This window comes from Candidatus Palauibacter soopunensis (assembly GCF_947581735.1).
GTDB classification, from domain to species: Bacteria; Gemmatimonadota; Gemmatimonadetes; order Palauibacterales; family Palauibacteraceae; genus Palauibacter; species Palauibacter soopunensis.
Map to the genome: position 1 here is coordinate 22,472 of NZ_CANPVT010000001.1, position 24,377 is coordinate 46,848.

Annotated in this window: 18 protein-coding genes; 12 read left to right on the plus strand and 6 right to left on the minus strand. The window is 69.3% G+C overall.

Annotated features, from left to right (window positions below; genetic code table 11):
• The first annotated feature begins 120 nt into the window (after positions 1 to 120).
• The 8 genes from RN901_RS00075 (at position 121) to RN901_RS00110 (ending at position 12,233) form a co-directional block, all read left to right on the plus strand.
• On the plus strand, positions 121 to 1,032 hold the full coding sequence (locus RN901_RS00075; RefSeq protein ID WP_310754598.1) for a creatininase family protein: 912 nt from the start codon (positions 121 to 123) through the stop codon (positions 1,030 to 1,032).
• Between the two features lie 117 nt (positions 1,033 to 1,149).
• Entirely contained in the window at positions 1,150 to 2,223 is a 1,074-nt protein-coding gene (locus RN901_RS00080) for a lysylphosphatidylglycerol synthase transmembrane domain-containing protein (RefSeq protein WP_310754600.1), read from the plus strand.
• Positions 2,223 to 3,368, plus strand: a complete 1,146-nt coding sequence (locus RN901_RS00085) for a phosphatidylserine/phosphatidylglycerophosphate/cardiolipin synthase family protein (protein WP_310754601.1) — start codon at positions 2,223 to 2,225, stop codon at positions 3,366 to 3,368. The genes RN901_RS00080 and RN901_RS00085 overlap by 1 nt, the downstream gene beginning before the upstream one ends.
• Before the next feature lie 4 nt (positions 3,369 to 3,372).
• Positions 3,373 to 4,479: a hypothetical protein gene (locus tag RN901_RS00090; RefSeq protein WP_310754603.1), complete on the plus strand. Its 1,107-nt coding sequence runs from the start codon at positions 3,373 to 3,375 to the stop codon at positions 4,477 to 4,479.
• 96 nt (positions 4,480 to 4,575) lie between these two features.
• Positions 4,576 to 7,011: a DUF1592 domain-containing protein gene (locus RN901_RS00095; RefSeq protein WP_310754604.1), complete on the plus strand. Its 2,436-nt coding sequence runs from the start codon at positions 4,576 to 4,578 to the stop codon at positions 7,009 to 7,011.
• 5 nt (positions 7,012 to 7,016) lie between these two features.
• The gene (locus RN901_RS00100; RefSeq protein WP_310754606.1) at positions 7,017 to 8,426 is read left to right on the plus strand and encodes a DUF1552 domain-containing protein; all 1,410 of its coding nucleotides are present in this window, start codon (positions 7,017 to 7,019) and stop codon (positions 8,424 to 8,426) included.
• Positions 8,427 to 8,458: 32 nt separating this feature from the next.
• Positions 8,459 to 10,213: an ankyrin repeat domain-containing protein gene (locus RN901_RS00105; protein ID WP_310754608.1), complete on the plus strand. Its 1,755-nt coding sequence runs from the start codon at positions 8,459 to 8,461 to the stop codon at positions 10,211 to 10,213.
• A gap of 28 nt (positions 10,214 to 10,241) precedes the next feature.
• The gene (locus RN901_RS00110; protein WP_310754610.1) at positions 10,242 to 12,233 is read left to right on the plus strand and encodes an ABC-F family ATP-binding cassette domain-containing protein; all 1,992 of its coding nucleotides are present in this window, start codon (positions 10,242 to 10,244) and stop codon (positions 12,231 to 12,233) included.
• Positions 12,234 to 12,293: 60 nt separating this feature from the next.
• Here the strand turns inward: RN901_RS00110 and RN901_RS00115 are convergent, their stop codons facing one another.
• Both RN901_RS00115 and RN901_RS00120 read right to left on the minus strand, forming a co-directional pair.
• Positions 12,294 to 14,651 (minus strand): SLC13 family permease, encoded by a 2,358-nt coding sequence (locus tag RN901_RS00115; protein ID WP_310754612.1) that lies wholly within the window; start codon positions 14,649 to 14,651, stop codon positions 12,294 to 12,296.
• Positions 14,648 to 16,918 carry an amino acid permease gene (locus RN901_RS00120; protein WP_310754614.1) on the minus strand — a complete coding sequence of 757 codons (2,271 nt, stop codon included), beginning with the start codon at positions 16,916 to 16,918 and terminating at the stop codon, positions 14,648 to 14,650. Before RN901_RS00120 ends, RN901_RS00115 begins: the two co-directional genes overlap by 4 nt.
• Positions 16,919 to 17,163: 245 nt before the next feature.
• Here RN901_RS00120 and RN901_RS00125 point away from each other — a divergent pair, with 245 nt between their 5' ends.
• Positions 17,164 to 18,378: an acyl-CoA dehydrogenase family protein gene (locus RN901_RS00125; RefSeq protein ID WP_345782333.1), complete on the plus strand. Its 1,215-nt coding sequence runs from the start codon at positions 17,164 to 17,166 to the stop codon at positions 18,376 to 18,378.
• Positions 18,379 to 18,393: 15 nt separating this feature from the next.
• Here RN901_RS00125 and RN901_RS00130 read toward each other — a convergent pair whose 3' ends face one another.
• Genes RN901_RS00130 through RN901_RS00145 form a run of 4 tightly spaced genes read right to left on the minus strand, consistent with a single transcriptional unit; the run spans position 18,394 to position 21,590 of the window.
• A complete protein-coding gene (locus RN901_RS00130) occupies positions 18,394 to 19,452 on the minus strand; it encodes a phosphotransferase (protein WP_310754617.1) in 1,059 nt (352 codons plus the stop codon).
• Positions 19,453 to 19,479: 27 nt separating this feature from the next.
• Positions 19,480 to 19,974, minus strand: coding sequence for an aromatic-ring-hydroxylating dioxygenase subunit beta (locus RN901_RS00135; protein ID WP_310754620.1), 495 nt, complete (start codon positions 19,972 to 19,974; stop codon positions 19,480 to 19,482).
• Positions 19,971 to 21,263: an aromatic ring-hydroxylating dioxygenase subunit alpha gene (locus RN901_RS00140; protein WP_310754621.1), complete on the minus strand. Its 1,293-nt coding sequence runs from the start codon at positions 21,261 to 21,263 to the stop codon at positions 19,971 to 19,973. The genes RN901_RS00135 and RN901_RS00140 overlap by 4 nt, the downstream gene beginning before the upstream one ends.
• A 27-nt stretch (positions 21,264 to 21,290) precedes the next feature.
• Positions 21,291 to 21,590, minus strand: coding sequence for a YciI family protein (locus RN901_RS00145; protein ID WP_310754623.1), 300 nt, complete (start codon positions 21,588 to 21,590; stop codon positions 21,291 to 21,293).
• A 175-nt stretch (positions 21,591 to 21,765) separates the two neighbouring features.
• Here RN901_RS00145 and RN901_RS00150 point away from each other — a divergent pair, with 175 nt between their 5' ends.
• From RN901_RS00150 to RN901_RS00160, 3 genes are all read left to right on the plus strand, one after another.
• On the plus strand, positions 21,766 to 23,271 hold the full coding sequence (locus RN901_RS00150) for a sodium/proline symporter (protein WP_310754624.1): 1,506 nt from the start codon (positions 21,766 to 21,768) through the stop codon (positions 23,269 to 23,271).
• A gap of 103 nt (positions 23,272 to 23,374) precedes the next feature.
• The gene (locus RN901_RS00155) at positions 23,375 to 23,920 is read left to right on the plus strand and encodes a HigA family addiction module antitoxin (protein ID WP_310754625.1); all 546 of its coding nucleotides are present in this window, start codon (positions 23,375 to 23,377) and stop codon (positions 23,918 to 23,920) included.
• Positions 23,921 to 23,924: 4 nt separating this feature from the next.
• Positions 23,925 to 24,356, plus strand: a complete 432-nt coding sequence (locus tag RN901_RS00160; protein ID WP_310754627.1) for a TA system VapC family ribonuclease toxin — start codon at positions 23,925 to 23,927, stop codon at positions 24,354 to 24,356.
• Positions 24,357 to 24,377 lie beyond the last annotated feature (21 nt).

A 24,377-nucleotide genomic window follows, 5' to 3' on the forward strand; every position in this document is an offset into this window, starting at 1 on the left:
CCCGAAAGCAGTGTCACTCCAAAATATGACGTGAAATATCACGCCGTTGTAGTCCGGCCAATCCGGCCCGGCTCCGGGCCGGCCGATTCCGGTCCGGCACGAGGAAACAGGAGGAGGACGATGACGCACGCCCGTTCGACGTTGACCGCCCTGATCGCCCTGGTGGCGATCCCCCTCGCAGTCCCGGCCGGAGCCATGGGCCAGAACCGGGACATGACGCCGGAGGAGCGCGCCCGTCTCATGGCGGAATACGAGGCGCGGATCGACGCCGAACTCGTCTCGGAGCGCCCGATCGAGATGTTCGACTCGATCTGGATCGAGGAACTCACGTGGATGGAAGTCCGCGACATGATGGCGGACGGGTACAACATCGCGATCGTCTCCACGGGCGGCATCGAGCAGAACGGGCCCTACGTCGCCACGGGCAAGCACAACTACGTGCTGCAGGGGACGTGCGAGGCCATCGCCCGGGAGCTGGGCAGCGCGCTGTGCGCGCCGGTCATGAAGCTCGTTCCCGAGGGAAATATCGACGAACCCTCCGGCCACATGCGCTACCCCGGCACGATCTCGCTCCGCCAGGAGACCTTCGAGGCGGTGCTGGATGACGTCGCTTCGAGCCTCCGGGCGCACGGCTTCGAACACATCGTCTTCATCGGCGACAGCGGCGGGAACGTGCAGGGGATGGCGAACGTCGCGGCACGCCTCAACGAGCGCTGGGACGACGCCCACGCCCATCACATCCCCGAGTACTACCGCTACGGAGGCGGGGACTTCCTCGAGTCCGAGCTGGGGATCGTGGAGACGGAGAACGACGGCATCCACGACAGCTTCGGCATCACGAGCCTGATGATGACCGTCGACCCCACCGTCGTCCGCTACGACCAGCGCGTGGAGGCCGGGCTCGCGAAGATCAACGGCGTCCCGATCGCCCCGAAGGAGAAGACGATCGAGATCGGCCTCAAGCTCCGGGCCTACCGGACCGCGCTCACCGTCGAGAAGATCCGCGAGTCCATCGCCAACACCGGCACGTAGCGCGAGTTTCCCACCGCTCAGCCCGCGCGGCTCACGGTCCGCGCGGGCTCGTTGAATCTCACCGCCCCCCGCGAGGCGTAACACTCCCTTTCGGCCGGCCCCAGGAGAGAAGGACGAGTGGCGAGTCCCCAACCGAGTTCCCCCATCCCCGCGCGAAGCAAGCTGATCGTCGGCACGCTCGCGTTCGGCGGACTCACCGCGCTGGGGCTCGTGGCGCTCATCCGGTGGCGCCCTCCTTCCGAACTCGACAGCATCCTCGCCCGCATCACGCCGGGGTTCGCCGTCGCGCTGCTGGCGCTGCTCGCACTGGATTTTACGCTGGGCGGCCTCCGATACCGGCTGCTCCTCGACGGCCGCGTCTTCTCGCGCGTCCCGCTCTGGCACTGCATGCGGGCGAACTGGGCGAACATGCTGCTGGGCGCGATCACGCCGGCGCAGACCGGCGGCGGTGCCGCGCAACTCTACGTGCTGTGCCGGCGCGGGGCGCGGCTGTCCGAAGCGATTCTCTGCTCATTGCTGACGTTCGTGGCCACGCTGCTTTTCTTCGCGTTGGGCGGCCTCGCCGCCCTGGGGTTTCTGCCGGGCGAGGCGTTGTCCCGGGGCGTGCTGGTCGCGCTCGCAGTCGCGGTGGCGGTCATTGCGATGCTGGCCGGGCTGCTGATTTCGGCCGTCACGGCCCGGCGGCGAACCGTTCGGCTGCTCCGACGCTTCCTCAACGCGGTTTCAAGGCGGGGGACGCGGGTCCGGCGCTGGGCGGCGGCGGGCAGGCGCCTGCTGAGCCGTGAGATCGACCGGCTGGCCTCCGGGGTCCGGGCGGTGGCCTCGCGCGGCAAGGTGACGCTCGTCTGGGTGTGCGCCGCGACCGCCGTCCTCTACCTCAACAAGTACTTCATGGGTTACGTCCTCGCGGCGTCGCTCCAGGGGCCGGTCGACCTCTCCTTCATCGGACTCCAGCTCCTGCAGCACATCGTCCTCTATTTCTCGCCGACGCCGGGCGCCTCCGGCGTCGCGGAGGCCTCGACGGGCCTGCTGATGAATCGGGTGCTGCTCGCCGAGGTGACGGTGCTGTGGGTCGTGGGCTGGCGGCTGCTCACAACGTTTTTCGGGACGATCCTGGGAGCGTTCGTGCTGTTCGCCGAGGCGCGGCGACACGTCGATGACGTCCGGGCCGAGGAGAGGGGGGCGGCGTAATGAAACTCTGCGTCGGCGGGGCCGAGTTCTGGAAACGCCTCGAACGCGACATCCGCGGCGCGCGCGACTACGTCTACATACAGACGCTCTCCTTCGAGGGGGACGCGGCCGGGCTGGGCCTGGCGGAAGCCGTGCTGGCCTGTGAAGCGCCGCGCAAGCGCATCGTCGCCGACGCCGTGACGAAGTACCTGATCAACGACCGGTTCATCGGCCTGCCGCGGGCGCGGCGCGACCCGGCCCTGCAGCGCGAGGTCGCGGCCACCGGCGAGATGTGCGACCGGCTGGAGCGCGGCGGCGTGCCCGTGAGGTTCACGTGGCCCGTGGGACGGCGATTCCACCGACTCATCGCCCGCAACCACAAGAAGCTGGTCGCGATCGACGACCGGATCGCCTACCTGGGCGGCATCAACTTCAGCGAGCACAACTTCGCCTGGCACGACTTCATGATCCGGATCGAGAGCCCGGGGATCGCGGCGTTCCTGCGCGAGGACTTCGAGCACACGTGGCGGGGACACGACCGGGCCGCCGCCGCGCAGATCGACGGCGACGAGATCGTGGTCGGCGAGGGCCGGGGCAACGCCGGGTTGCGCGACGCCGTCTCCCGCGCGCTCGATCGGGCGACCCACCGGATCGTCGTCCAGTGCCCATACATCAGCGAGCCCTTCTGGAGCGCCCTCGGCCGGGCGCACCGCCGCGGCGTGCACGTCACGGTGATGATGCCGGAGGATCACAACCGGGCCGTCATGAAATGGGGTACGCTCGACGCGTCGCGGCGCGAAGGCTTCGAGGTGCTCATGCTGCCCGGTCCCATGACGCACGCGAAGGTGATGCGGATCGACGACTCGGTGGTCCTCGGTTCGGCGAACTTCGACTACGTGAGCTTTCGCATGCAGCCGGAGATCGTCCTCATCACGAGCGCGCCCGATCTCGTCCGCGACATCGGAGAGCGCATACTGGAGCCCGATCTCGCGCGCTGCCGGGAGCCGGCGGAGGAGCGCCGCCAGCGGTGGCGCGAGCACCTGGGCGGCATCTCGATGCGCGTGCTGGAGTCGCTCTCCTCCACGATACGCGAGCGCCGGCCGAGCCCGATCCCGCTCGCGACGTGGCGCGACGGACGCGCAAAGCCGGGCCGACGACAGGATTGAGCCGATGACTTCGTGGTTTCGGCGGTATCTGCTCCCCGGGTTCATCTTCCAGTCCATCATCATCGCGGGCGGGTACGGAACCGGGCGCGAACTCGTGGAGTTCTTCCTCCGCTTCGGTCCGCTGGGCGGACTACTGGGAATGCTCCTCCCGTCCACGATCCTCGTCAGCATCACCGCGATGGCCTCGTTCGAGTTCGTACGCGTCTTCGGGACATACGACTACCGAACGTTCTTCCAGCGTCTGCTGGGGCGCGGCTGGTTCGTGTACGAGATCGGGTATCTTGCGGCCGTCCTCCTCATCCTGGCCGTGATCGGCTCCGCCGCGGGGACGTTCCTGCTCGAGACGTTCGGGCTGCCGTACGCGGCCGGCGTGGTCGGACTCCTCGTCACCGTCGGCTTCCTCGTCTTCAAGGGGACGGACGCGATCGAGCGCTTCCTGTCGGGCTGGTCGTTCGTCCTCTACGGCGTCTACCTGGTGTTCTTCGCCTGGTCCATCGGCGCCTTCGGAGAGGCGATCGGCGCGGCGTTCGCATCGGGCGAGGCACGGGAGGGATGGGCGCTCTCCGGGTTCCGCTACGGGGTGCTGCAGGTGTCGCTCGTGCCCGCGATGCTGTTCGCGACGCGCCACATTCGGCGGCGGCGGGAGGCGCTATGGGCGGGCGCCCTCACCGGGCCGATCGCAATCATCCCCGGCGTTCTCTTCCTCGTGGCGATGGCGGGGCAGTACCCGGGCATCGTGGACCGCCCCGTACCCGCCAACTACCTCCTCGAACTGCTCGGTTCGCGGGGATTCCAGATCACCTTCCAGGTCGTCCTCTTCGGCACCCTCATCGAGTCCGGCACCGGCGTGATCCACGCGTTCAACGAGCGGGTCGCAGGCGTGTTCGCGGCCCGTCGGGCCCAAATGCCCTCTGCGCTGCGTCCGGCCGTGGCGGTTCTTCTCCTCATCGTCGCCTCGCTCCTCTCGCGGTTCGGGATCATCGACCTCATCGCGACGGGCTACGGCGCCCTGAGCTGGGCCTTCCTCTTCATCTTCGTGCTTCCGCTGCTGACCATCGGGATGTACAGGCTGTACCGGGGCGGAGCCGCGGGGCGCGGAGGATCCGCGTAGGGCGAAATCGGGTCGGCGTCCCTATATTGGAGGGTTAGGCAGGAGAAGGTTCGAGGAGCCAGATCGCACCGCCGGTCGTGGAGGACGAGCGATTCCATGAAGAGACTCGCGATTGCGCTGTCCTGCATTGCGCTTTGGGGGTTGATTTCCACGCTTCCTGGCGGCTCGTCTCTCTCCGCCCCTCTCCCCGCCCAGGCCCGTGAATTCATCCCGGACACGATCCCGCAGACGGTCGTGAACCAGGTCTGCACGAATTGTCACAACGACACCCGGGTGCTGGGGAACCTCTCGCTGGAGCGTTTCGAGGTGGAGATGGCCCACCTCGAGGCGGAGACGGCGGAGAAGATGATCCGCAAGCTCCGCGCCGGAATGATGCCGCCGCCGGGGATCCGGCGCCCGCCGCCCGAAGACCTGCTCGCGCTCGCCGAAACGCTCGAGGCGCGTGTCGACGCCGTGGCGGCCGACCGCCCCGACCCCGGCGTCCGCTCGTTCCAGCGGCTGAACCGGGCGGAGTACGAACGCTCGATCCGGGCGCTCCTCGGACTCGACATCGACGCCTCCGCCTACCTGCCGAACGAGACGATCAGCGCGGGCTTCGACAACATCGCGGACGTCCAGAACCTCTCCGCGACGCTGCTCGAGGGGTACCTGACCGCGGCGAGCGAGATCAGCCGGCTCGCGCTCGGGGACCCGACCGTCACGCCGAGCGAGACGGAATACGAGGTGTCCCGATACGCCGAGCAGCGGCAGCACGTGCCCGGCACTCCGATCGGCACGCGCGGCGGGATCTCCGTCGTGCACAACTTCACCGCGGACGGGGACTACGTCTTCCGGCTCGCCTTCCAGCACGAGTCGACCGGGAACTTCTTCGGGCAGACGACGCCGTTCGACGAGCAGGTCGAACTCTCGGTGGACGGGGAACGGCGGGCGCTCATCGACATCGACCGCTGGATGCACCGGCAGGACCCCAACGGGGTTCAGGTCGAGACGCAGCCGATTCACGTGACGGCGGGGCCGCACCGCGTGTCCGCCGCCTTCATCAAGCGCTTCGACGGACCGATCGAAGACCTGGTGTCGCCGCACGAATGGAGTCTCGCGGACAAGAAGATCGGCTATTCGCACGGGATCACGGTCGTCGCCCACCTCCGCGACCTCACGATCCGGGGGCCGTTCGGCGTGTCGGGCGTGTCGGAGACGCCGACCCGGACGCGCGTGCTGACGTGCCGGCCCGAGACCGGGGATGAGGCGGCGGAGCGCCGCTGCGCGCGGGAGATCGTGGAGCGGCTGGCGGCGCAGGCCTACCGGCGGCCGGTGGACGGAGCGGATGTCGACGCACTCCTCGCCCTGTACGACGCCGGGGCGGAGGAGGACGGCTTCGAGGTCGGCATCCGGACGGCGCTCCAGGGCATCCTCGCGAGCCCGGACTTCATCTTCCGCTTCGAGGAACCGCCGGCCGGGGCGGGGACCGAGGGTCCGTATCGCATCGCGCCCCTCGATCTCGCTTCCCGGCTCGCCTTCTTCCTGTGGGGGATGCCGCCGGACGAGGCGCTCATCGAGGCGGCCCGGACGGGCGGGCTGGACGACGCGGCCGGCGTGGAAACCCAGGTCCGCCGCATGCTCGCGCACCCGAACGCCGAGGGGCTGGCGACGCGCTTCGCCGCGCAGTGGCTGCGGCTGCAGGACCTCGACAGCGTGCACCCGGACGCGCTCCGCTTCCCCGACTTCTACGAGCAGCTCGCCCGCGACATGCGCCGCGAGACGGAGCTTCTGTTCGAGCACCTGGTGCGGGAGGACCGCAGCTTCTTCGAGTTGCTGACGGCGGACTACACCTTCGTCAACGAGCGGCTCGCGCGGCACTACGGAATGGCCGGCGTGGCCGGAACCCACTTCCGGAAGGTCGACTATCCCGACGACGCCCGCCGCGGCGTGCTGGCGCACGGGAGCATCCTCACCTCGACCTCGCATGCGAACCGGACATCGCCCGTGCTGCGGGGCAAGTGGATCATGGAGGTCCTGTTCGGGACGCCGCCGCCCCCGCCGCCCCCGGACGTGCCGGACCTCGAGGCGATCGACGAGGCCGAGGAGGGCCGCTTCCTGACGGTGCGCGAGCGGCTGGAGATGCACCGCGCGAGTCCCGCCTGCCGTTCGTGCCACCGCGTCATCGACCCGCTGGGGCTCGCGCTCGAGAACTTCGACGTGACGGGCGCATACCGGATCAAGGACCAGGGGCGCACGGTCGATCCCAGCGGCGACCTGTACGACGGAACACCGCTCTCGGGGCCGGCCGACCTGCTAACCGCCCTGCTATCGCGGCGCGAGTCGCTGGCGAGGGCGTTCACCGAGAGTCTCATGGCCTACGCTCTCGGACGCCGTGTCGAGTACTTCGACATGCCGACCGTGCGCCGCATCACGCGCCGCGCCGAGGCGGAGGACTACCGCATGTCCGCCTTCATCCTCGGAGTGGCGGAGAGCCCGGCCTTCCTCATGAGCCGGGGCGGCGCCATCGTCGAACAAGACAACCAGGGGACGTGATTCAGATGGACATCATCACCGGAAAGCACATTCCGCGCCGCACCTTCCTCCGCGGAGTCGGAGCCACGGTGGCGCTTCCGATGCTGGACGCCATGGTTCCCGCGGGACGGCTGTGGGGATCGATCCGTCCCGCCGATCCGACGCGGCTGATCGCGATCGAGATGGTGCACGGCGCGGCGGGCTCGACCGCATACGGAGCGTCGCGCGGCTACTGGTCGCCGCTGCAGACCGGTCGTGACTTCGACCTCAGCACCGGGGCGCTCGCCTCTCTCGAACCGTTCCGGGACCGGCTCACGATCATCAGCGACACCGACATCGAGGCGGCCGAGGCGCGGATCCCCAAGGAGATCGGCGGGGATCACTTCCGGTCCAGCGCGACCTTCCTGACCCAGTCCCACCCGCGACAGACCGAGGGCTCCGACATCCGCGCCGGGACGTCGATGGACCAGATCTACGCCCAGCGCTTCGGGCAGGACACGCCGATCCCCTCCATGCAGCTCTGCATCGAGAACGTGGACCAGTCCGGCGGGTGCGCGTACGGCTACGCCTGCGTCTACACGGACACGATCAGTTGGCAGTCGCCCACGGAACCGCTCCCCATGATCCGCGATCCGAGGATCGCCTTCGACCAGTTGTTCGGCGCGGGGGGGAGCGCGGAGGAACGCGCCGCCCGCCGCCGGGCGAACCGGAGCGTCCTCGACTTCATCGCGGGCCGCATCGGCGAACTCCGCCGGGAACTGGGACCCGTCGATGTCCGCCGGCTCGACCGCTACCTCGACAACGTGCGCGAGATCGAACGACGCATCGAGCGGGTGGAAACGCAGAACCGGAGCGGCGAGGAGCGGGCGCTGCCCGAGGCGCCGGCCGGAGTGCCAGACTCCTTCGTCGAGCACGTGCAGCTGATGTTCGACCTCCAGGCGCTCGCCTTCGAGTCCGACATGACGCGCGTGTTCTCGTTCAAGCTCGGGCGCGACTCGTCGGCCCGGGTCTTCCCGGAGAGCGGCGTCGACAAGCCGTTCCACCCGGCCTCGCACCACGGCGCCGACGAAGGGAACATCGACGACTTCGCGCAGATCAACCGGTTCCACGTGTCGATGGTCCCGTACCTGCTCGAGCGGCTGCGGAACACGATGGACGGCGAGACGGACCTGCTCGAGAAGACGATGGTGATCTACGGCTCCCCCATGGGCGACCCCAACGTCCACAACCACAAGCGCTGCCCCCTGTTCGTGGCCGGCGGCGCGAACGGGAAGCTGGACGGCGGAGTTCACGTGCGGGCCGCGCCGAGCACGCCGATGGCCAACGCGATGCTCTCGCTCATGCACGCGCTCGGGCTGGAGGACATCGAACAGTTCGGCGACAGCACCGGCGCCCTGTCGCTCGCCGCCCCCGACGCGAGCGCGGCCGGCTCGTGAGGCGGGACGGGCGCCACCGGATGGCCGCGGCGATGAAGCCGCCGGCGGTCGCGCTGCTGGCGGCACTTCTGAGCGGCGCGCTGGCCCCCGATTCGCCGGTCGCCGACGCAGCGATGGCGGGCGACCTCGCCGCCGTGCGGGCGCTCCTGTCCGATGGCGCCGACGTGAACGCGCCGCAGGGCGACGGAATGACCGCGCTCCACTGGGCGGCGCGCTCCGCGAACGCCGACCTGACCCGCCTGCTCCTCGAGGCGGGCGCGGATGCCGGCCCCATCACCCGCATCGGCGCCTACACGCCGCTGCACCTCGCGAGCGAAGTCCGTGGCTCGGAGGTCGTGGGCCTGCTCCTCGAAGCGGGCGCGGAACAGACCGCCACCACGGAAGACGTGGGCGGCGCGACGCCGCTGCACCTCGCCGCCGGCGCGGGCGGCGCGAAAGCCGTCCGCCTGCTCCTGGAGCACGGCGGCGACGCCGACGTCCGCGAAGCGCGCTGGGGCCAGACGCCGCTCATGTACGCGGCCGCCCGCGGACGGGAAGCCGCCGTGAGGGCGCTGCTCGATGGCGGCGCGGATCCCGCTCTCGCCACCTGGGTCACCGACATCACGGCGTTGGCGGAGTGGTCGCAGGCGGATCGCCGCGCCCGCGCGGCGCGGATGCGCGGCGAGCCCGAACCGCCGGTGCCGCCCCGCCCCGCTCCGTCCGATGCGCCGCTGGCGGCCGCCTCCGCCGCCCCCGCGGAACGTCTCGCGTCCGACGACGAGGAGGACTACGAGCGCCCGATCGAGGAGCCCGAGCCCCTCGGCTACGGCGACCTCATCGGCGGCCATGGCGGTCTCACGGCACTGCTTCACGCCGCCCGTGAAGGGCACGCCGGCACCGTGCGCGCGCTCATCGAGGGCGGGGCGAACATCGACCAGGTGAGCGGGGGCGACCGCACGAGCCCCATGCTCATCGCGATGATCAACGGCCACTTCGACCTCGCCATGGAACTGCTCGAGGCCGGAGCCGACCCCAAACTCGCCTCCGCCGCCGGCGCGACGCCGCTCTTCGCCGCCCTCAACGCCCACTGGGCGCCGAAGTCGCGCTACCCGCAGCAGCACGCTTACGGGCAGCAGCGGCACAGCTATCTCGACGTGATGCGCCGCCTGCTCGACGCGGGAGTGGATCCCAACGCTCGTCTGGAGAAGCACCTGTGGTGGGTGTCGTACAACTTCGACCTCCTGCAGATCGACCTGAAGGGCGCGACCCCCTTCTGGCGCGCCGCGTACTCCCTGGACGTGGAGGCGATGAAGCTCCTCGTCGAGTACGGCGCCGATCCCCGCCTCGCCACGATCAAGGTGCCGCCGCGGCGACTCCCGGCGTGGGACCGCGAGAAGCGCGACCTGTCCGGCGTCCCCCCCGTGCCCGTGGGCGGCCCCGCCGACTACCCGATCCACGCCGCGACGGGCATCGGCTACGGCCAGGGCTTCCCCAGCAACGCCCATCGGTACGTCCCGGACGGCTGGCTGCCGGCCGTCCGCTATCTCGTCGAGGAACTCGGCGCCGACGTGAACCAGCGCGACGACGAGGGCTACACGCCCCTCCACAACGCGGCCTCGCGCGGCGACCTCGAGGTCATCCGCTTCCTCGTCGAACACGGCGCGGACCCGACCGCCGTGAGCCGCGTCGGCCAGACCACCGCGGACATGGCGAACGGCCCCTACCAGCGCACGCAGCCCTTCCCGGAGGCCGTCGCCCTGCTCGAGAGCCTCGGCTCGAAGAACAACCACAACTGCGTGTCCTGCTGACCCACAGCCCGCCCGCACGACTCCAGCCGTGATCACCGTCTCCGGTCTCGGAAAGGCATTCGGCGGTCAGGTCCTCTTCCGGGAGGCCACCTTCCTCCTCAACCCCGGCGAGTGCTACGGCCTCGTGGGCGCGAACGGATCCGGAAAGACCACGCTCCTCAACATCCTCGGCGGCTCCGAGGACGCGACGGAGGGATCCGTCACCATCCCGAAGCGCCTCCAGGTCGGCGTCCTGCGCCAGGACCATTTCCTCCACGACGAAGAGGAGATCCTCGGCGCCACCCTCATGGGAAACCGCGACCTGTGGCGCGCCATGGTCGAGCGGGAGGCGCTGGTCGAGGCGGAAGACGGAGACTTCGACGCCGACCGCTTCTCCGAACTCGAGGAGATCTTCCAGCGTCACGACGGCTACACGGCGGAGGCCCGCGCGGGCGAGATCCTCGAGGGCCTCGGCTTCCCGAGCGAGATTCACCGCCGCCCGCTCTCCACCCTCTCCGGCGGGTTCAAGCTCCGCGTGCTGCTCGCGCAGGCGCTCGCCGGCGCGCCCGATGTCCTCCTCCTCGACGAGCCGACAAACCACCTCGACATCCTCTCCATCCGCTGGCTCGAGAAGTTCCTGCGGGAGTTCAAGGGGGCGATCGTCGTCATCTCCCACGACCACCGCTTTCTCGACAACATCGCCACGCACATCCTCGACATCGACTATGAGACGGTCACCACCTACAAGGGCAACTATGACGACTATCTGGTCCGAAAGAAGGAGGACCAGGAGAGACGGGAGAAGGAACTCGCGAACCGCGAGCGCGAGATCGCCCACCACCGACAGTTCGTCGACCGCTTCCGGGCCAAGGCGAGCAAGGCGCGACAGGCCCAGAGCAAACTGCGCCTCATAGAGAAGCGGGCGGAGGCGCTGCAGCCGCTCCCGGTCTCCTCGCGCCGCTATCCGAACTTCCGCTTCAAGTCCCGCCGTCCGAGCGGGCGCACCGTCCTCGAAGTGGAGGGCGTGAAGAAGGCGTTCGGCGACGGCGAGGAGTTGAACGAAGTCCTCCACGGCGTCGACCTCTCCCTCGAGCGCGGGGACCGCATGGCGATCATGGGCCCCAACGGGATCGGGAAATCGACCCTGCTCAAGATCGTCATGGGCGAACTCGAGTCCGACGCCGGCCGCGTCACGTGGGGCTACGAGACGCACCCGAGCTATTTCGCGCAGGACCAGGAGGCCCGCTTCGAGTCGCCGGGGCAAACGGCCGAGGACTGGATCGCGGGCTTCTGTCCCGGCCGAACCCTCGGATTCGTGCGCGGCGAGATGGGGCGGGTGCTCTTCTCCGGCGACGACGCGAAGAAGCGGGTCGGCAACCTTTCCGGCGGCGAGGCCGCCCGCCTCGTCTTCTGCCGGATGGCGATCGAGCGACCCAACGTCCTCGTTCTCGACGAACCCACGAACCACCTCGACCTCGAATCCATCGAGTCACTGGTCGACGCGCTCCGAGGCTACGACGGCACGCTCATCCTCGTCTCGCACGACCGGTGGTTCGTCTCGCAACTCGCGACCCGCATCGTCGAGATCTCCGAGGACGGGATCCGCGACTTCAGGGGAAGTTACGAGGCGTACGTCCACTACTGCGGAGACGACCACCTCGATGTCGACACGGTCGTCCTCAAGGCCCGGAGAGAGAAACGCGCCGGCCGCGCCGCCGCAGCCGAAACTCGCGGCGCCGGCAACCTCGCTGCCCGGGGAAACGCACGCGGCGGCGACCCCGAAGTCGCGCGGGGCAACCGGAACCGCTACCGGGGCGGCTCGCTGCGGAAGAAGCTGAACGACATCACCCGGCAAATCGAAGCGGCCGAGACCCGCCTCGCCGAAATCGACGAGATCTTCGCCGACCCCGCCTTCTACGCCGAGACCCCGATCGAGGATGTCCGCGCGCTCGAGACGGAGCGCACGTCCCGGCAGGGGGAACTCGACGAACTGATCGGCGCCTGGGAACGCATCGAAACCGAACTCGCCCACCTCGACTGACGACGCCCAATCGACCCCGGGCGGACCATCTCGCGCGGCCCCCCGCGCGCCCGCAGCGGTCTACAGCGGCCAGACGAGGGGGAGGAAGAAGACGACCATCAGGAGCAGGAGCAGGAAGAGCGGCGCGCCGACCTTCGTGTAGTCCACGACCTTGTAACCGCCCACACCCATCACGAGCAGGTTTACGGGGTGGCCGAAGGGGCTCAGGAAGGCGCAGGAGGAGCCGACGGCCACGACCATGAGCAGGGCCCGCGCCGAGAGATCCAGTTCCGACGCGGCGCTGAGCGCGATCGGCGCGACGAGCACGGCGACCGCCGAGGTGGGGACGAACTGCGCCGCGAGCGCGCAGATGAGAAAGATGCTCGCGATGAGGATCCGCGGTCCCATCTCCGCCGCCCGCCCCACGACTTCGCGCGCGATGAGTTCCGCCGTACCGGAGTCCTCCATCGCGAGACCGAGCGCCAGCATCCCGCCAAGGAGCATGACGACCCGCCATTCGACGAAGGTGTAGACCTCGTTCCCCTTCACGCACCCCGTGAACACCATGAGGAGCGCACCGAGAAGCGCGGCGATGTACACGGGGAGCAGGTTCAGGGAGGCCGCGAGGATGAACCCCACCATGACCGCGCTCGCGATCCACGCCTTGTGGACACGGAACACCTCGTGCAGTTGCCCGTGGAGGACGAGGAACCGCGGGTCGCGGGCGAGGAGCGCGATCTTCTTCCGGTTGCCGTAGACGAGGAGGGCGTCCCCGAAGGCGAGCGCCGTGCGCGAGATGCGGATGTTCGAGTGAAAGGCCCGCCCCCCGCGGAAGATCGAGATCAGGTTCAGTCCGTAGGATTCCCGGAAGAGGACTTCGCGCAGCGTCTTCCCGACCAGGTCGGAACTCGGAGCCAGCGTGACCTCCGCGAATCCGACGTCCTCCGACTCCAGTTCGTCCACCGAAGGTCGTTCGTCCACCTGGACCAGCTCCTGCAGCGCCTCCAGCACGGCGAAGCAGGCCGGGGGCCCCTCGACGATGAGGCGGTCGCCGGCCCGCATCCTCTCCGACGCATCGGGCAGCGCGATATCGCCGTCCTCGCGCTCGATTTCCAGCACGGTGAGATCGAAGGCGCGCCGCAGACGCGACGCCTCCAGCGTCTGTCCGTCCAGCCAGGAACCATCCGGGATGTGGAGCCGCATCAGCCATCGGTACAGCTCGTACTCCTCGGTGGCGGAGCCGATGTCCGTCCATCCGATCGATGAGAACTCCGTCGCGTAGCGGAGTTGCTGGAGCTGGTCTTCGCGGCCCAGCAGGAGGAGCGCGTCCCCCGCCTCGAGCTTCACCGTCTGGAAGGAGCCGCTCAGGACCTGGTTGTCGCGCCGGACGGCGACGACGTGCGCCTGGAACCGGTTGCGGAAATCGATGCTCCGAACCGTGCCGTCGACGAGGTCGGATTTCTCGGCGACCGCGACTTCGGCCAGCACCGTCGAATCCTTCACGAGACGTCCCAGGGCATCGTTCGATTCCCTGTGCCGGACGAGGCGACCCCAGGCGCGCAGGCGCTCGAGCGCTTCGATCCGCCCCTCGACGATGAGCACGTCGTCGCTCCGCAGCCGGAAATCCCGCTCCGGCGCCCGCACGAGATGCCCCTTGCGGCGCACGGCCAGGAGGTCGTACCCCAGGGCCTGTCCGAGCCGCCCCTCGACCAGCGAACACCCGTCGAGCGCCGAACCCGACGGAATCCGGAGCGCGAGCAGCGACTGCGCGAGCCGGTAGCGGCCGGTCAGGTCGATCTCGTCGCCCCCCTCCTCGTCCCCGGTGGAACGGTCCGGAAGGAAGTGCCTCCCCGCGAGGACCACATACAGAACCCCGAGGGTGAGCGCGGTCGCCCCGACGGGCGTGAAGGCGAAGAAACCAAATCCCCCCTGCCCCATGCGCTCGAGTATGCTCGAGAGGAGGATGTTGGGCCCCGTCCCGATGAGCGTCGTCATGCCGCCGAGGAGGGCGGCGAAGGAAAGCGGGATCAGAAGACGGGAAGGACGCATCCCGAGACGGCGGGAGATATCGATCACGACGGGGATGAGGAGGGCGACGGCCGCCGTGTTGTTCATCACCCCCGACATCAGCCCGGACGTGAGCATCAGCAGCGCCGTGACCCGCACGGGAGAATCCCCCGCGAGCCGCAGCACCTGCGCGCCGACGACGTTCGCGACGCCGGTCTTGTAGAGGCCGCCGCTGAGCACGAGCACGGCCGCGATCGTGACCACGGCGGGGTTGGCGAATCCTTCGATGGCGCGCGCCATCGGGATGACGCCGGAGATGGCCAGGGAGAGGAGCACCATGAGCGCCACGCCGTCGTAGCGGACCCATTCCGTGACGAAGAGGACGACCGCCACGGCGACGATCGCGAGGACGATGACGACGTCGACCGTCACGGTCCCGACCTCGGTCCCGGCCTCTGCATCGTCGACACGGCCTGCGCGAGCCCCTGAGCGGTGAGCGTCCCGGCGTGGCGCCGCCGGCCGAGGAGGATGAGCGGCATGTCCGTCCTCCGCGCCACCTCCAGGGCGAAGGCGCCGATCGCCGGTTCGCCCCGGGCCCGCCGTTCCATCCCCATCACCACGAGATCGTGCTCCCGTCCCAGGCGGGCGACCGGTGCCGCGGGGTCGTCCGTGTGCTCGAAGGCGACGTCATACGGACCCGCCGCCTCATCCCGCGCGAGTTGCCGGACGGTGCGCTCGACCCTTCGCCGCCGGTCGGGGGAAGCGTCGGGCGGGAGCGTACACAGGAACGTGACGGACCGCTCGGAGGATCGCGCCAGACTCCCGAGCAGACGGGCGCGCAGTTCGCTGTGATCCCGCCGTCCCTTCACGGGCAGGAGAATGCGTCTCGCCTCCTCGATCCGCCAGCGGAGCGGCGCCCGCACGATGACCACGTCCGCCGCGATCCTCGAGATGAGGCCTTCGAGCCGCGATTCCACTCCGGGCTCCGTGAGTCGCGGCAGACCCACGAGTACCGTTTCGCACGTCTGGCTGTTGGCCACGCGGGCGATCTCGCCCCACACATCCGACGCGATCGTGAACAGCGTCTCCGGCAGGACCGCGTCCTCGAGTCCGCGCCCCACGGACTCGCCCAGGATGTCCTTCGCGTCCCGCACCGCCGCGTCGCGGGAGCCGGCGGGCCGTCCCTCTCTCGGAATCACCGACAGCAGCAGGATCCGGCCGACGCTCGGGGCGCGCACGGTCGCGGCCACGTCGACGAGGCTCGCCGCGCTGGCGGGATTCCCGATCGGCACGAGGACGAGCGGGCTGCGGCCGCGGAGGCGGGCGAGGTCCGGATCCCGCGCCTGGGCGCTCGCGTCGGCGAGACGGGCACCGGGCGCGAGCAGGATCAGGTAGAGCGCCACGCCGAGGCCGAGCCACAGCGCGACGACCCGTCCCGCCTCCGGCACGGCGATGGCCTGGAAGATCGCCAGCCCCAGGCAGAGGGCGGCGCCGACGGCCGGGAGCGCCGCCGGCCGCGGGTGGCCGGAGCGCCGCCGCGCAAGCATCGCGGCCCAATGGACCATCGCGAACGAGATGAGGAAGATGAGGCTCGACGCGGCGCCCGCGGAGGCGACGTTCCCCACCGCGACGGCGATCAGCGTCATCATCGCCCCCGTCGCGACGACGGCGACAGCGGGCGTCCCGGTCCGCCCCCGCATCTCTCCCACCTGGTGCGGGAGCGTCCGGTCGCGCGCCATCGAGAACGCGACGCGCGAGGCCCCGAACAGGTTCGCCTGCAGCGCGGACAGCATCGACAGGAGTCCGGCGCCGATGACGAACCAGTAGCCGGCCGGCCCCATGAAGCGCTCGGCGGCCTCGGCCACGAGCCCCTCGGTGTTCGCCCGCGCCGCGGCCTGAATCCCCTCGGAAGGCGCGCCGACGGTCGCGACGATGACGAGAAGGGGGATGTAGACGACGAGTGCGATCCCGAGCGACAGGTACATCGCGCGAGGCACCGTGCGGCGGGAGTCCCGGACTTCTCCGCCCACGGCGGCGATGAGGTCGAACCCCTGCAGGGCGATGAAGGTGTAGCCCATGGCCTGCAGAAGGCCGAGCGAGCCTTCCGGGGCGAACGGGCTCAGGCGCCCCAGCGTCTCGGCGGGAGAGCCGGCGGAACCGACGAGCCACGCGATGAAGCCCCCGGCGATGAGGACCGCGAACACGATCACCTTGCCGATCGTGGCCGCGTTGCCCCCGCCGGCGCTGCGCTGAACGAGGAGGAGCGAGTAGACGGCGACGGCCCCGACCGCGAACGCGATCTGCGTGCGGCCCTGACCGATCCAGTCCCATGAGGCGCCCAGCGCGGGGCCCAGGCGCTGCAAGCCCTCGATGAGGAAGGCGGCGAAGCCCAGCGCGTAGAGGACGCCGGCCACGATGGAGGCGAACCACACCACCCATCCGACCACGAAGGCGACCTCGATCGAGAGCACCTTCTTCGCATACGTGTAGATGCCGCCGGATTCCGGGAAGCGGCGCGCGAGGCGGGCGAAGCTCATCGCGGTGAGGAACGCGATCCCCCCGTTGAGGCCGAAGGCGAGGATCGCGGCGGGACCCGCGGACGCGAACGCGACGCCGGCGAGCGCGAGAATCCCGCCCCCCACGATCGCGCCGACTCCGAGCGCCGTCGCGCCGTAGAGTCCCAGATGCCGTTCGCTCATCCCCGAGTCCCTGGAGGTGCCGGCCGCTGGTGCCGGCCGCCGTGCCGTAACGGTGCTGCAGGCGGTGCCCGTTGTTTCCGCCGGAAGGCCCGCTAATCTTGGGGCCCACCCCGACAATGTCACCCCGACCTCGACACTGAGCCGGCAACCCCGACACGGACCCGACACCCGGCGGAGCGCGAGTGAACGCCCCAGCCCTCTTCTCCAGACGGTCTCTCGAACTCCAGGCGCGCGTGCGCGAGTTCATGGAGGCGCACGTCCACCCCAACGAGGAGACCTTCGATCGGGAACTCGAAGCGGCGGAGAACCGGTTCTCCACGCCTCCGATCCTCAAGGCGCTGAAGAGCCGGGCGCGCGACGAGGGCCTGTGGAACCTCTTCCTCTCCCCCGACGCGGAGCCCGCGAACGACCCGGGGGACGCACCGGACGCACCGGGAGACGATTCCGGGAGAGCCTACGGGGCAGGCCTCTCGAACCTCGAGTACGCGCTCATCTGCGAGGTCATGGGACGCGTGGAATGGGCGCCCGAGGTCTTCAACTGCAACGCGCCCGACACGGGCAACATGGAGACGCTGGCCCGCTACGGGACCCCGGCGCAGCGGAAGGAGTGGCTCGAACCCCTGCTGGCGGGGGAGATCCGTTCGTCGTTCGCCATGACCGAGCCGGACGTGGCGTCATCGGACGCGACGAACATTCGCTCCTCGATCGTCCGCGAGGGGGACGAGTGGGTCATCAACGGCCACAAGTGGTGGGCGACGCAGGCCCCCCGGGCCGAGTGCCGGCTGTTCATCTTCATGGGCAAGACGGACCCCGGCGCGGCGCGCCACCGTCAGCAGTCGATGGTGCTCGTGCCCCGCGACGCCGCCGGCATCGAGGTCGTGCGGCCGCTCGGCGTGTTCGGCTACGACAGCGCCCCGGTCGGGCACGGCGAGGTGCGCTTCACCGATGTCCGCGTGCCCGCCGGGAACATGCTCCTCGGGCCGGGCCGCGGGTTCGAGATCGCGCAGGGACGCCTCGGCCCCGGCCGCATTCACCATTGCATGCGGCTCATCGGTGTCGCCGAGCGCGCGATCGAGGACATGGCCGAGCGGGCGAGGACGCGCGTCGCCTTTTCCGGACCGCTCGCCGAGAAGGGCGCCCTTCGCCATGCGCTCGCCGAGTGCCGCATCGCCGTGGATCAGGCCCGGCTGCTCACCCTCCACGCCGCGCACATGATGGACACCGTCGGGAACAAGGCGGCGCGCCGCGAGATCGCGATGATCAAGGTCGTCGCGCCGCGCATGGCCTGCCGCGTCCTCGATCAGGCGATCCAGGTCCACGGCGCCCTCGGCGTGAGCCCCGACACGTGGCTCGCCGCGGCCTACGCGCACTCGCGCACGTTGCGCCTCGCCGACGGCCCGGACGAGGTCCACCTCGAGGCGCTCGCGAAGCTGGAACTGCGGGGACCGCGGGAGCAGTAGGCGTCGCGGCGGGCCTCAGGCGCGGCGGGCGAAGCTCCAGCCGGCTTCCGCCAGCATCGGCGCCTTCGCCCCGACTTCCAGCGCGTTCCGCGAACTCGCGTTGCCCTGGATCGCCCGCGCGTACACGCCCTGGCAGATCGAGGCGAGGCGGAAGAGGCCGAAGGCCATGAAGAACTCCCAGTCCGGCACCCCGTCGCGTCCCGTCCGCCGGCAGTACGCGGCCACGTAGTCCTCCTCCGACGGAATCCCCAGCGCCTCGCAGTCGATCTCCCCCAGCCCCTTCCACAGGGGCCCCTCGGGCAGGTGGTACGTCATGCAGTTGTAGGCGAGGTCGGCCAGCGGGTGGCCCAGCGTCGACAGTTCCCAGTCCACGATGGCGAGCACCCGCGGATCCGTCGGGTGGAGGATCATGTTGTCGAGCCGGTAATCGCCATGCGCGATCGTCGTCTCCCCCTGGGACGCGTCGCTGGCGGGAATATGCGCGGGGAGCCACTCGACGAGCGCCTCCATGGTCGGGATCGGGTCGGTCCGCGCCGCCTCGTACTGTCTCGTCCAGACGGAAATCTGTCGCGCGACGTAGTCCGACGGTTTTCCGTAGTCCCCCAGACCGACGGCCGCCCAGTCGACCGCATGGAGCCGCGCCAGAGCTTCGTTCATCGCGTCGTAGATCGCCGCCCGTTCGGCGGGAGACTCGACCTCGGGCAACGCCGGGGCCGCTGGCACGCGCCCCTCCACGTGCTCCATGACGAAGAACGCCTGCCCGATCACGCCGGGGTCCTCGCACAGGTGAATCATCCCCGGCACCGGCACGCCGGTGTCCGCGAGCGCCTTCATCACGCGGTATTCCCGTTCGACGAGGTGCGCGGAGGGCAGCAGCTCGCCCGGCGGCTTCTTCCTCAGGACGAAGTACTGCCCCCCCGCTTCGAGGCGATAGGTGGGGTTGGACTGGCCGCCCTGGTACTGGAGCGCCGTCAGCCCGCCCGCGAACTCCCGCAGACCGCGGGCCCGCAGGTAGCCGGCAAGTCGCCGCGCATCGAAGCGGTGCGTCTCCGTAACAGGTCCCAGGGTGGCCAACAGGTGTCTCCGTCCGGACGGGGCGATTCAGAGGATGATGCTCACCGCACCGTGCCAGGCGAGGTCTTCCAGATCGAGCACCGCGCGGCGGTAGGCGATTCTCAAGTTTCCGCCGTTCCTCCTGAGGATGTACTCGATGGCGCCGACGTAAGGCGCTCCCTCGCCGCTACGGAACCGGTAAACCAGCACGTTTGCGGAAACCCGGAGTTCCCCGTCGCCGCTTTCTTCAACCCTCACGTTCGAAACGAAGCGGCGGGTCCGCGACCGCGGAGACTCGCGGTGCGAATGTCGGCTGTTCAGCCGCTCGACCCGGGCGCGCAGGCGGACGATGTCGTCGTCGATGAACACGAGATCGCACGCGGGATCCCCTTCCGGCAGATCCGTGGAGGGAACCACGTACCGGGCGTCGTCCGAGAACAGGTCGACCCACTCGTCCAATCTCCACTCGTCCAGAAGCGCCGCTTCCCTGAACAGGAACTCCTCCACCATCGCGCGTAGCGCGGACCCGCCGTTGCCGGTCACTCGTCCAGCCGGTCCTGGACGTTGGTCCTGCTCCGGCCCTGCATGTGGGCGTGCCACTGCCGCCAGAATCCCCGCATCTGGAGTTCGTCCGACGTGCCCGGCGAGGGGTTCAGCATGCCCCTCGAGATGTCGGACCATTCGGCCTCGGTGGCGCGGAAACCGGCTTGACACGATTCGAGGACTTCCACGTCATCCGGCGTGGCGAAGCCGCCCGGTCCGAGGAACGTCAGGTAGCTGTCGAGTCGGGTGGCCAACGCCGGACCCGACTCCTCCCTGGGCACGAGATGCCAGGCTGTGACCTCCATTCTGTCCGGCGCCACGGGTTCGATATACCGGATGCTGATGGCCACGAAGTCCATGATCAGCAGATTCGGATAGATGAGCAGATTTCGCGACGTGTCGGCCATCCGGTAGGTGCGCTCCTCTCCGTACTTCTGCACCAGCCGCCGGCGCACCCGCGAAATGCGCTCCCTGGCTTCCTCGCCGAAGATCGGGTGCCAGCGGGCGATGGGACGGCCGTTCCGGGAGATGTTCTCCGACACGCAGTGGCCGCCGCCCAGGGCCTTCGCTACACCGGGGGGACGGGCGGACACCGTGTCTCCGCTGTCGTCCGTCCCGAAGCCGGCGATGTAGTCCACATAGGTTCGATGGGTCGGGACCAGGTGGTATCCGTCCAGGCTGTTCTCGGCCAGCAGCTTCCAGTTGGCCTTGATCGTGTACTTGTTGGAACCGGGAACGACCCGCATCCCCTCCTCGGCCTGGTCGACGACCAGGTCAAGGTAGTCTCTGGCCCCCGCCAGATACGTGACCAGATCTTCGACATCCGGGTTGAAGCTCACGAAATGGAAGCCCCGGTAGCTGTCGACTCTCGGTGGCGCCTTCAGGCAGAACTCTTTCCGGTCGAAGTCGGGACCGTAGGCATCTTCCCCGGGGACGCCGATCAGATCGCCGTTCGTGTTGAAAGACCAGGCGTGATAGAAGCACTGCAGGACTCCGGCGTTCCCGGCGTCGCGGCGGCAGATCATAGCGCCGCGGTGCGGACAGGAATTGAGGAACGCCCGAACCTGCCCGTCTTTACCGCGGACAAAGAACAGCGGCCGGCCGGCTACCGTGCGGCGGCGGTAGTCACCCGGGGCCTCCACTTCCGATTCGTGCCCGAGGTAGATCCAGCAGCGATCGAGAATCCGTTCCCGTTCCTGCTCGAACAGATCGACGGACGTCATGCACGACCGGTGGACCCTGAACACCCCGCGGTCCCGGTCGTCGACGATCAGATCCTTGATGTCCACCGCTGGTTTGCTAGCAGGGACGCCTCGCTACCGGGGACGTCCCGTCATCCAGTCCCAGGCGTGGACATGGCATTCGGCGAATACGTCCGCCTTCGCGAAGGGGCTGTCGGCCAGGAACGCGCGCGCCGCCGCGACCGAGGGAGCCTCCATCACGATCAGCCGTCCGACGATGCTCTCGCCGTCGTCCGCGAGCGTCGGTCCGCCGTGATGCACGACGACATTCGGGTGGGCCGGATGACTGCCGAGATACTCCAGGAATGCGGGGCGCGTTTCGTCCCGCGCCTGCGCCGCCCCGGGCTTATCGGTGATGAATGCAGCGACGTACATTGACGCACCTCTCTGGCCTGTGCCCATCACGGTTGGTATTCGACCGCCTCAGGGCCTCAAGCTGCGGTCCCGGTTGGGGTTCACGCAACGCTCGACGGGCGACGGTTGTCAGCGGCGGGTTCCCGGTGGAACGTATGTCGTCAGCAGTTCCGGTAACACTCGAACGGAGGCGTGAATGCCCTCTCCCGTGATCATCGGCGTCGTGGTCGTCTACCTCCTCTTCCTCCTCGTCATCGGCGTGTGGGGCGGCAAGGAATCGCACGACGTGAAGGGCTACTACGCCGCGGGCAAGAAGCTCCCGTCGTGGGTCCTCGCCTTCTCGTCCAACGCGACGGGAGAGAGCGCCTGGCTCCTGCTCGGGCTCACGGGGATCGGGTACGCGCTCGGCATGCACGCGCTGTGGGTCGTCCTCGGCGAGGTGCTCGGCGTCGCGCTCGCGTGGGCCTTCGTGGCGCGGCCGTTCAAGGCGTTCACCGACCGCTACGGTTCGATCACCGTCCCCGACTACCTCGAGGACCGCTTCCGGGACAAGACGCACAGCTTCCGGATCGTCGGGGCCGTCATCGTGCTCTCGATGGTCGCCTTCTACGTGGGAGCGCAGCTCACCGCGACCGGGAAGGCGTTCGACTCCTTCCTCGGCACCGGCTACGGCGTGGGCGTCGGGCTCGGCCTCGCCGTCGTCCTCTTCTACACCGTCGTGGGCGGATTCAAGGCGGTCGCCTACTCGGACTTCGCCCAGGGCGTCCTCATGTTCGCGTGCCTCCTCGTCCTGCCCTTCGTCGGCATCGGCGCGGTGGGAGGCTGGGGCGCGCTCATGGACGGGCTGCGGGCGGCCGAGCCTCTCGCCGTGTTCGAGGGGCTGCAGGCGTCCGGTTCGGACCTCCTGCGGCTCGGCGGCGGGCTGGGACTCACCCCGCTCGGGATCGCGAGCGCGGCCGGCTTCGTGGGCGTCGGACTCGCGTTCCTCGGCGCCCCGCAGCTCCTGGCGCGCTTCCTCGCGGCGCGCGACCAGCGCGAGATCCGGAAGGCGGGGCCGATCGCCGTCGGCTGCATCATCGTATTCGACATGGGGGCGGTGTTCACCGGGATGGCCGCCCGCGTCCTCTATCCGGCGCTCGCCGACCCCGAGACGGCGCTCCCCGCCATGGCCGCGGGACTGCTGCCCGACCTGTTCACCGGCCTCGCCCTCGTCGTCGTCCTCGCCGCCATCATGTCGACGGCCGATTCGCTGCTCATCCTCGCCTCCTCCGCGGCGGTACGGGACGTCTATCAGAAGATCTTCCGCCCGGACGCCCGGCAGCGGGCGCTCTCCGTGCTGGGGAAGGCCGTGACGGTCGTGCTCGGCGTGACCGGGCTGCTGCTCGCGCTCACCGCCGAGCGGGCGATCTTCTGGTTCGTCCTCTTCGCGTGGTCCGGCCTCGCGGCGGCGTTCGCCCCGGTTGTTCTGTGCTCGCTCTTCTGGGCCCGGACGACGCGCGCGGGCGCGCTCGCCGGCATGATCGCCGGTTTCCTCGTGACGATGCTGTGGGTCGTCCTCTTCAAGGAGGGCTTCTACGACCTGTACGAGATGCTCCCGGGCTTCGCGGCCGGCTTCGCCGTCACGATCGGCGTGAGCCTGTTCACCCGGCCCCCCGAGGGCGCGGCCGAGGAACTCGCCGCGATCCGCGAGGAGATCAGATAGACATCCGAACCGCTGGCTTCAGGGTTTGGTTCGGAATTTGACATCCGTATCGCGTCATGCGACACTTTACGGGCGGGTTGAGCACTTTTTCTGGGAGCGGTCGGTGAACAAGCGGAGTCCCCTTCACCCCGGGGAGTTCATCAGACTGGAGGTTGTCGAGTCTCGCGACCTGACTGTGGTCGAGGCGGCGGCGGCGCTCGGCGTCTCGCGCCCCGCGCTGTCGGCCTTCCTGAACGGTCGCTCCGATCTCTCCGGGACGATGGCGCTGCGCATCGAAAAGGCGTTCGGGGTAAACGTGGAGCAGCTGATGCGGATGCAGGCGGACTACGACAGCGCCCGGATTCGGAGACGGGAGGACGAGATCAACGTCGAGCCGTATGGAGTGCAGGCGGTGCGCGAAAAATCGACGCCCTATGAGACTCTTCACGTCGACAACACGGTGATGCGCCGCCTGCGCGAAGAGGCCGAGCGGCGGCAAACGACCGCGTCCGAACTCCTGGAGGCGGGGCTAAGGCGCGTTCTGGCTGAGCGAGTCCCGGCGGACGCCGGTTCCGACGCGCTGAAGCCCCTTCCAACCTGGCGCGGTGGCGAACCTCGGGTCGACATCGCCGACCGGGACGCGCTCTACCGCTTGATGGAAGAGGAGTGAGACGTTGGTCTTCGACACCAATGTGCTGGTGTACGCCGCGAGCAGGAACTCGGAATTCCACCTCCCCTGCCGGCGGCAGCTGGACGAAGCGCGTCGAGGGCCTTCACCATCCTTCCTCACCTGGAGCGTCTGTTACGAGTTCCTGCGCGTGACCACGCACCAGCAAGTGATGCCGTCACCGTGGCGAACTGCGGAGGCCTGGCGCTTTCTCTCGGAGCTCCTGCACTCGCCGGGCGTCGACCTGTTGACCGCGACGCCGCGTCACGCGGCCATCCTCGCGCGGACGATCGAGGAGCTTCCAGACGTCCGCGGCAACCAGGTACACGATCTGCACACGGTCGTCCTGATGCGCGAGCACGGCGTGAGCCGTATATGCACGCGCGATGCGGGTTTTCGCCGTTTTCCGTTCCTTACCGTGATCGATCCGGCGGCATAAACCGCGAGAGAAGCTGCGCGC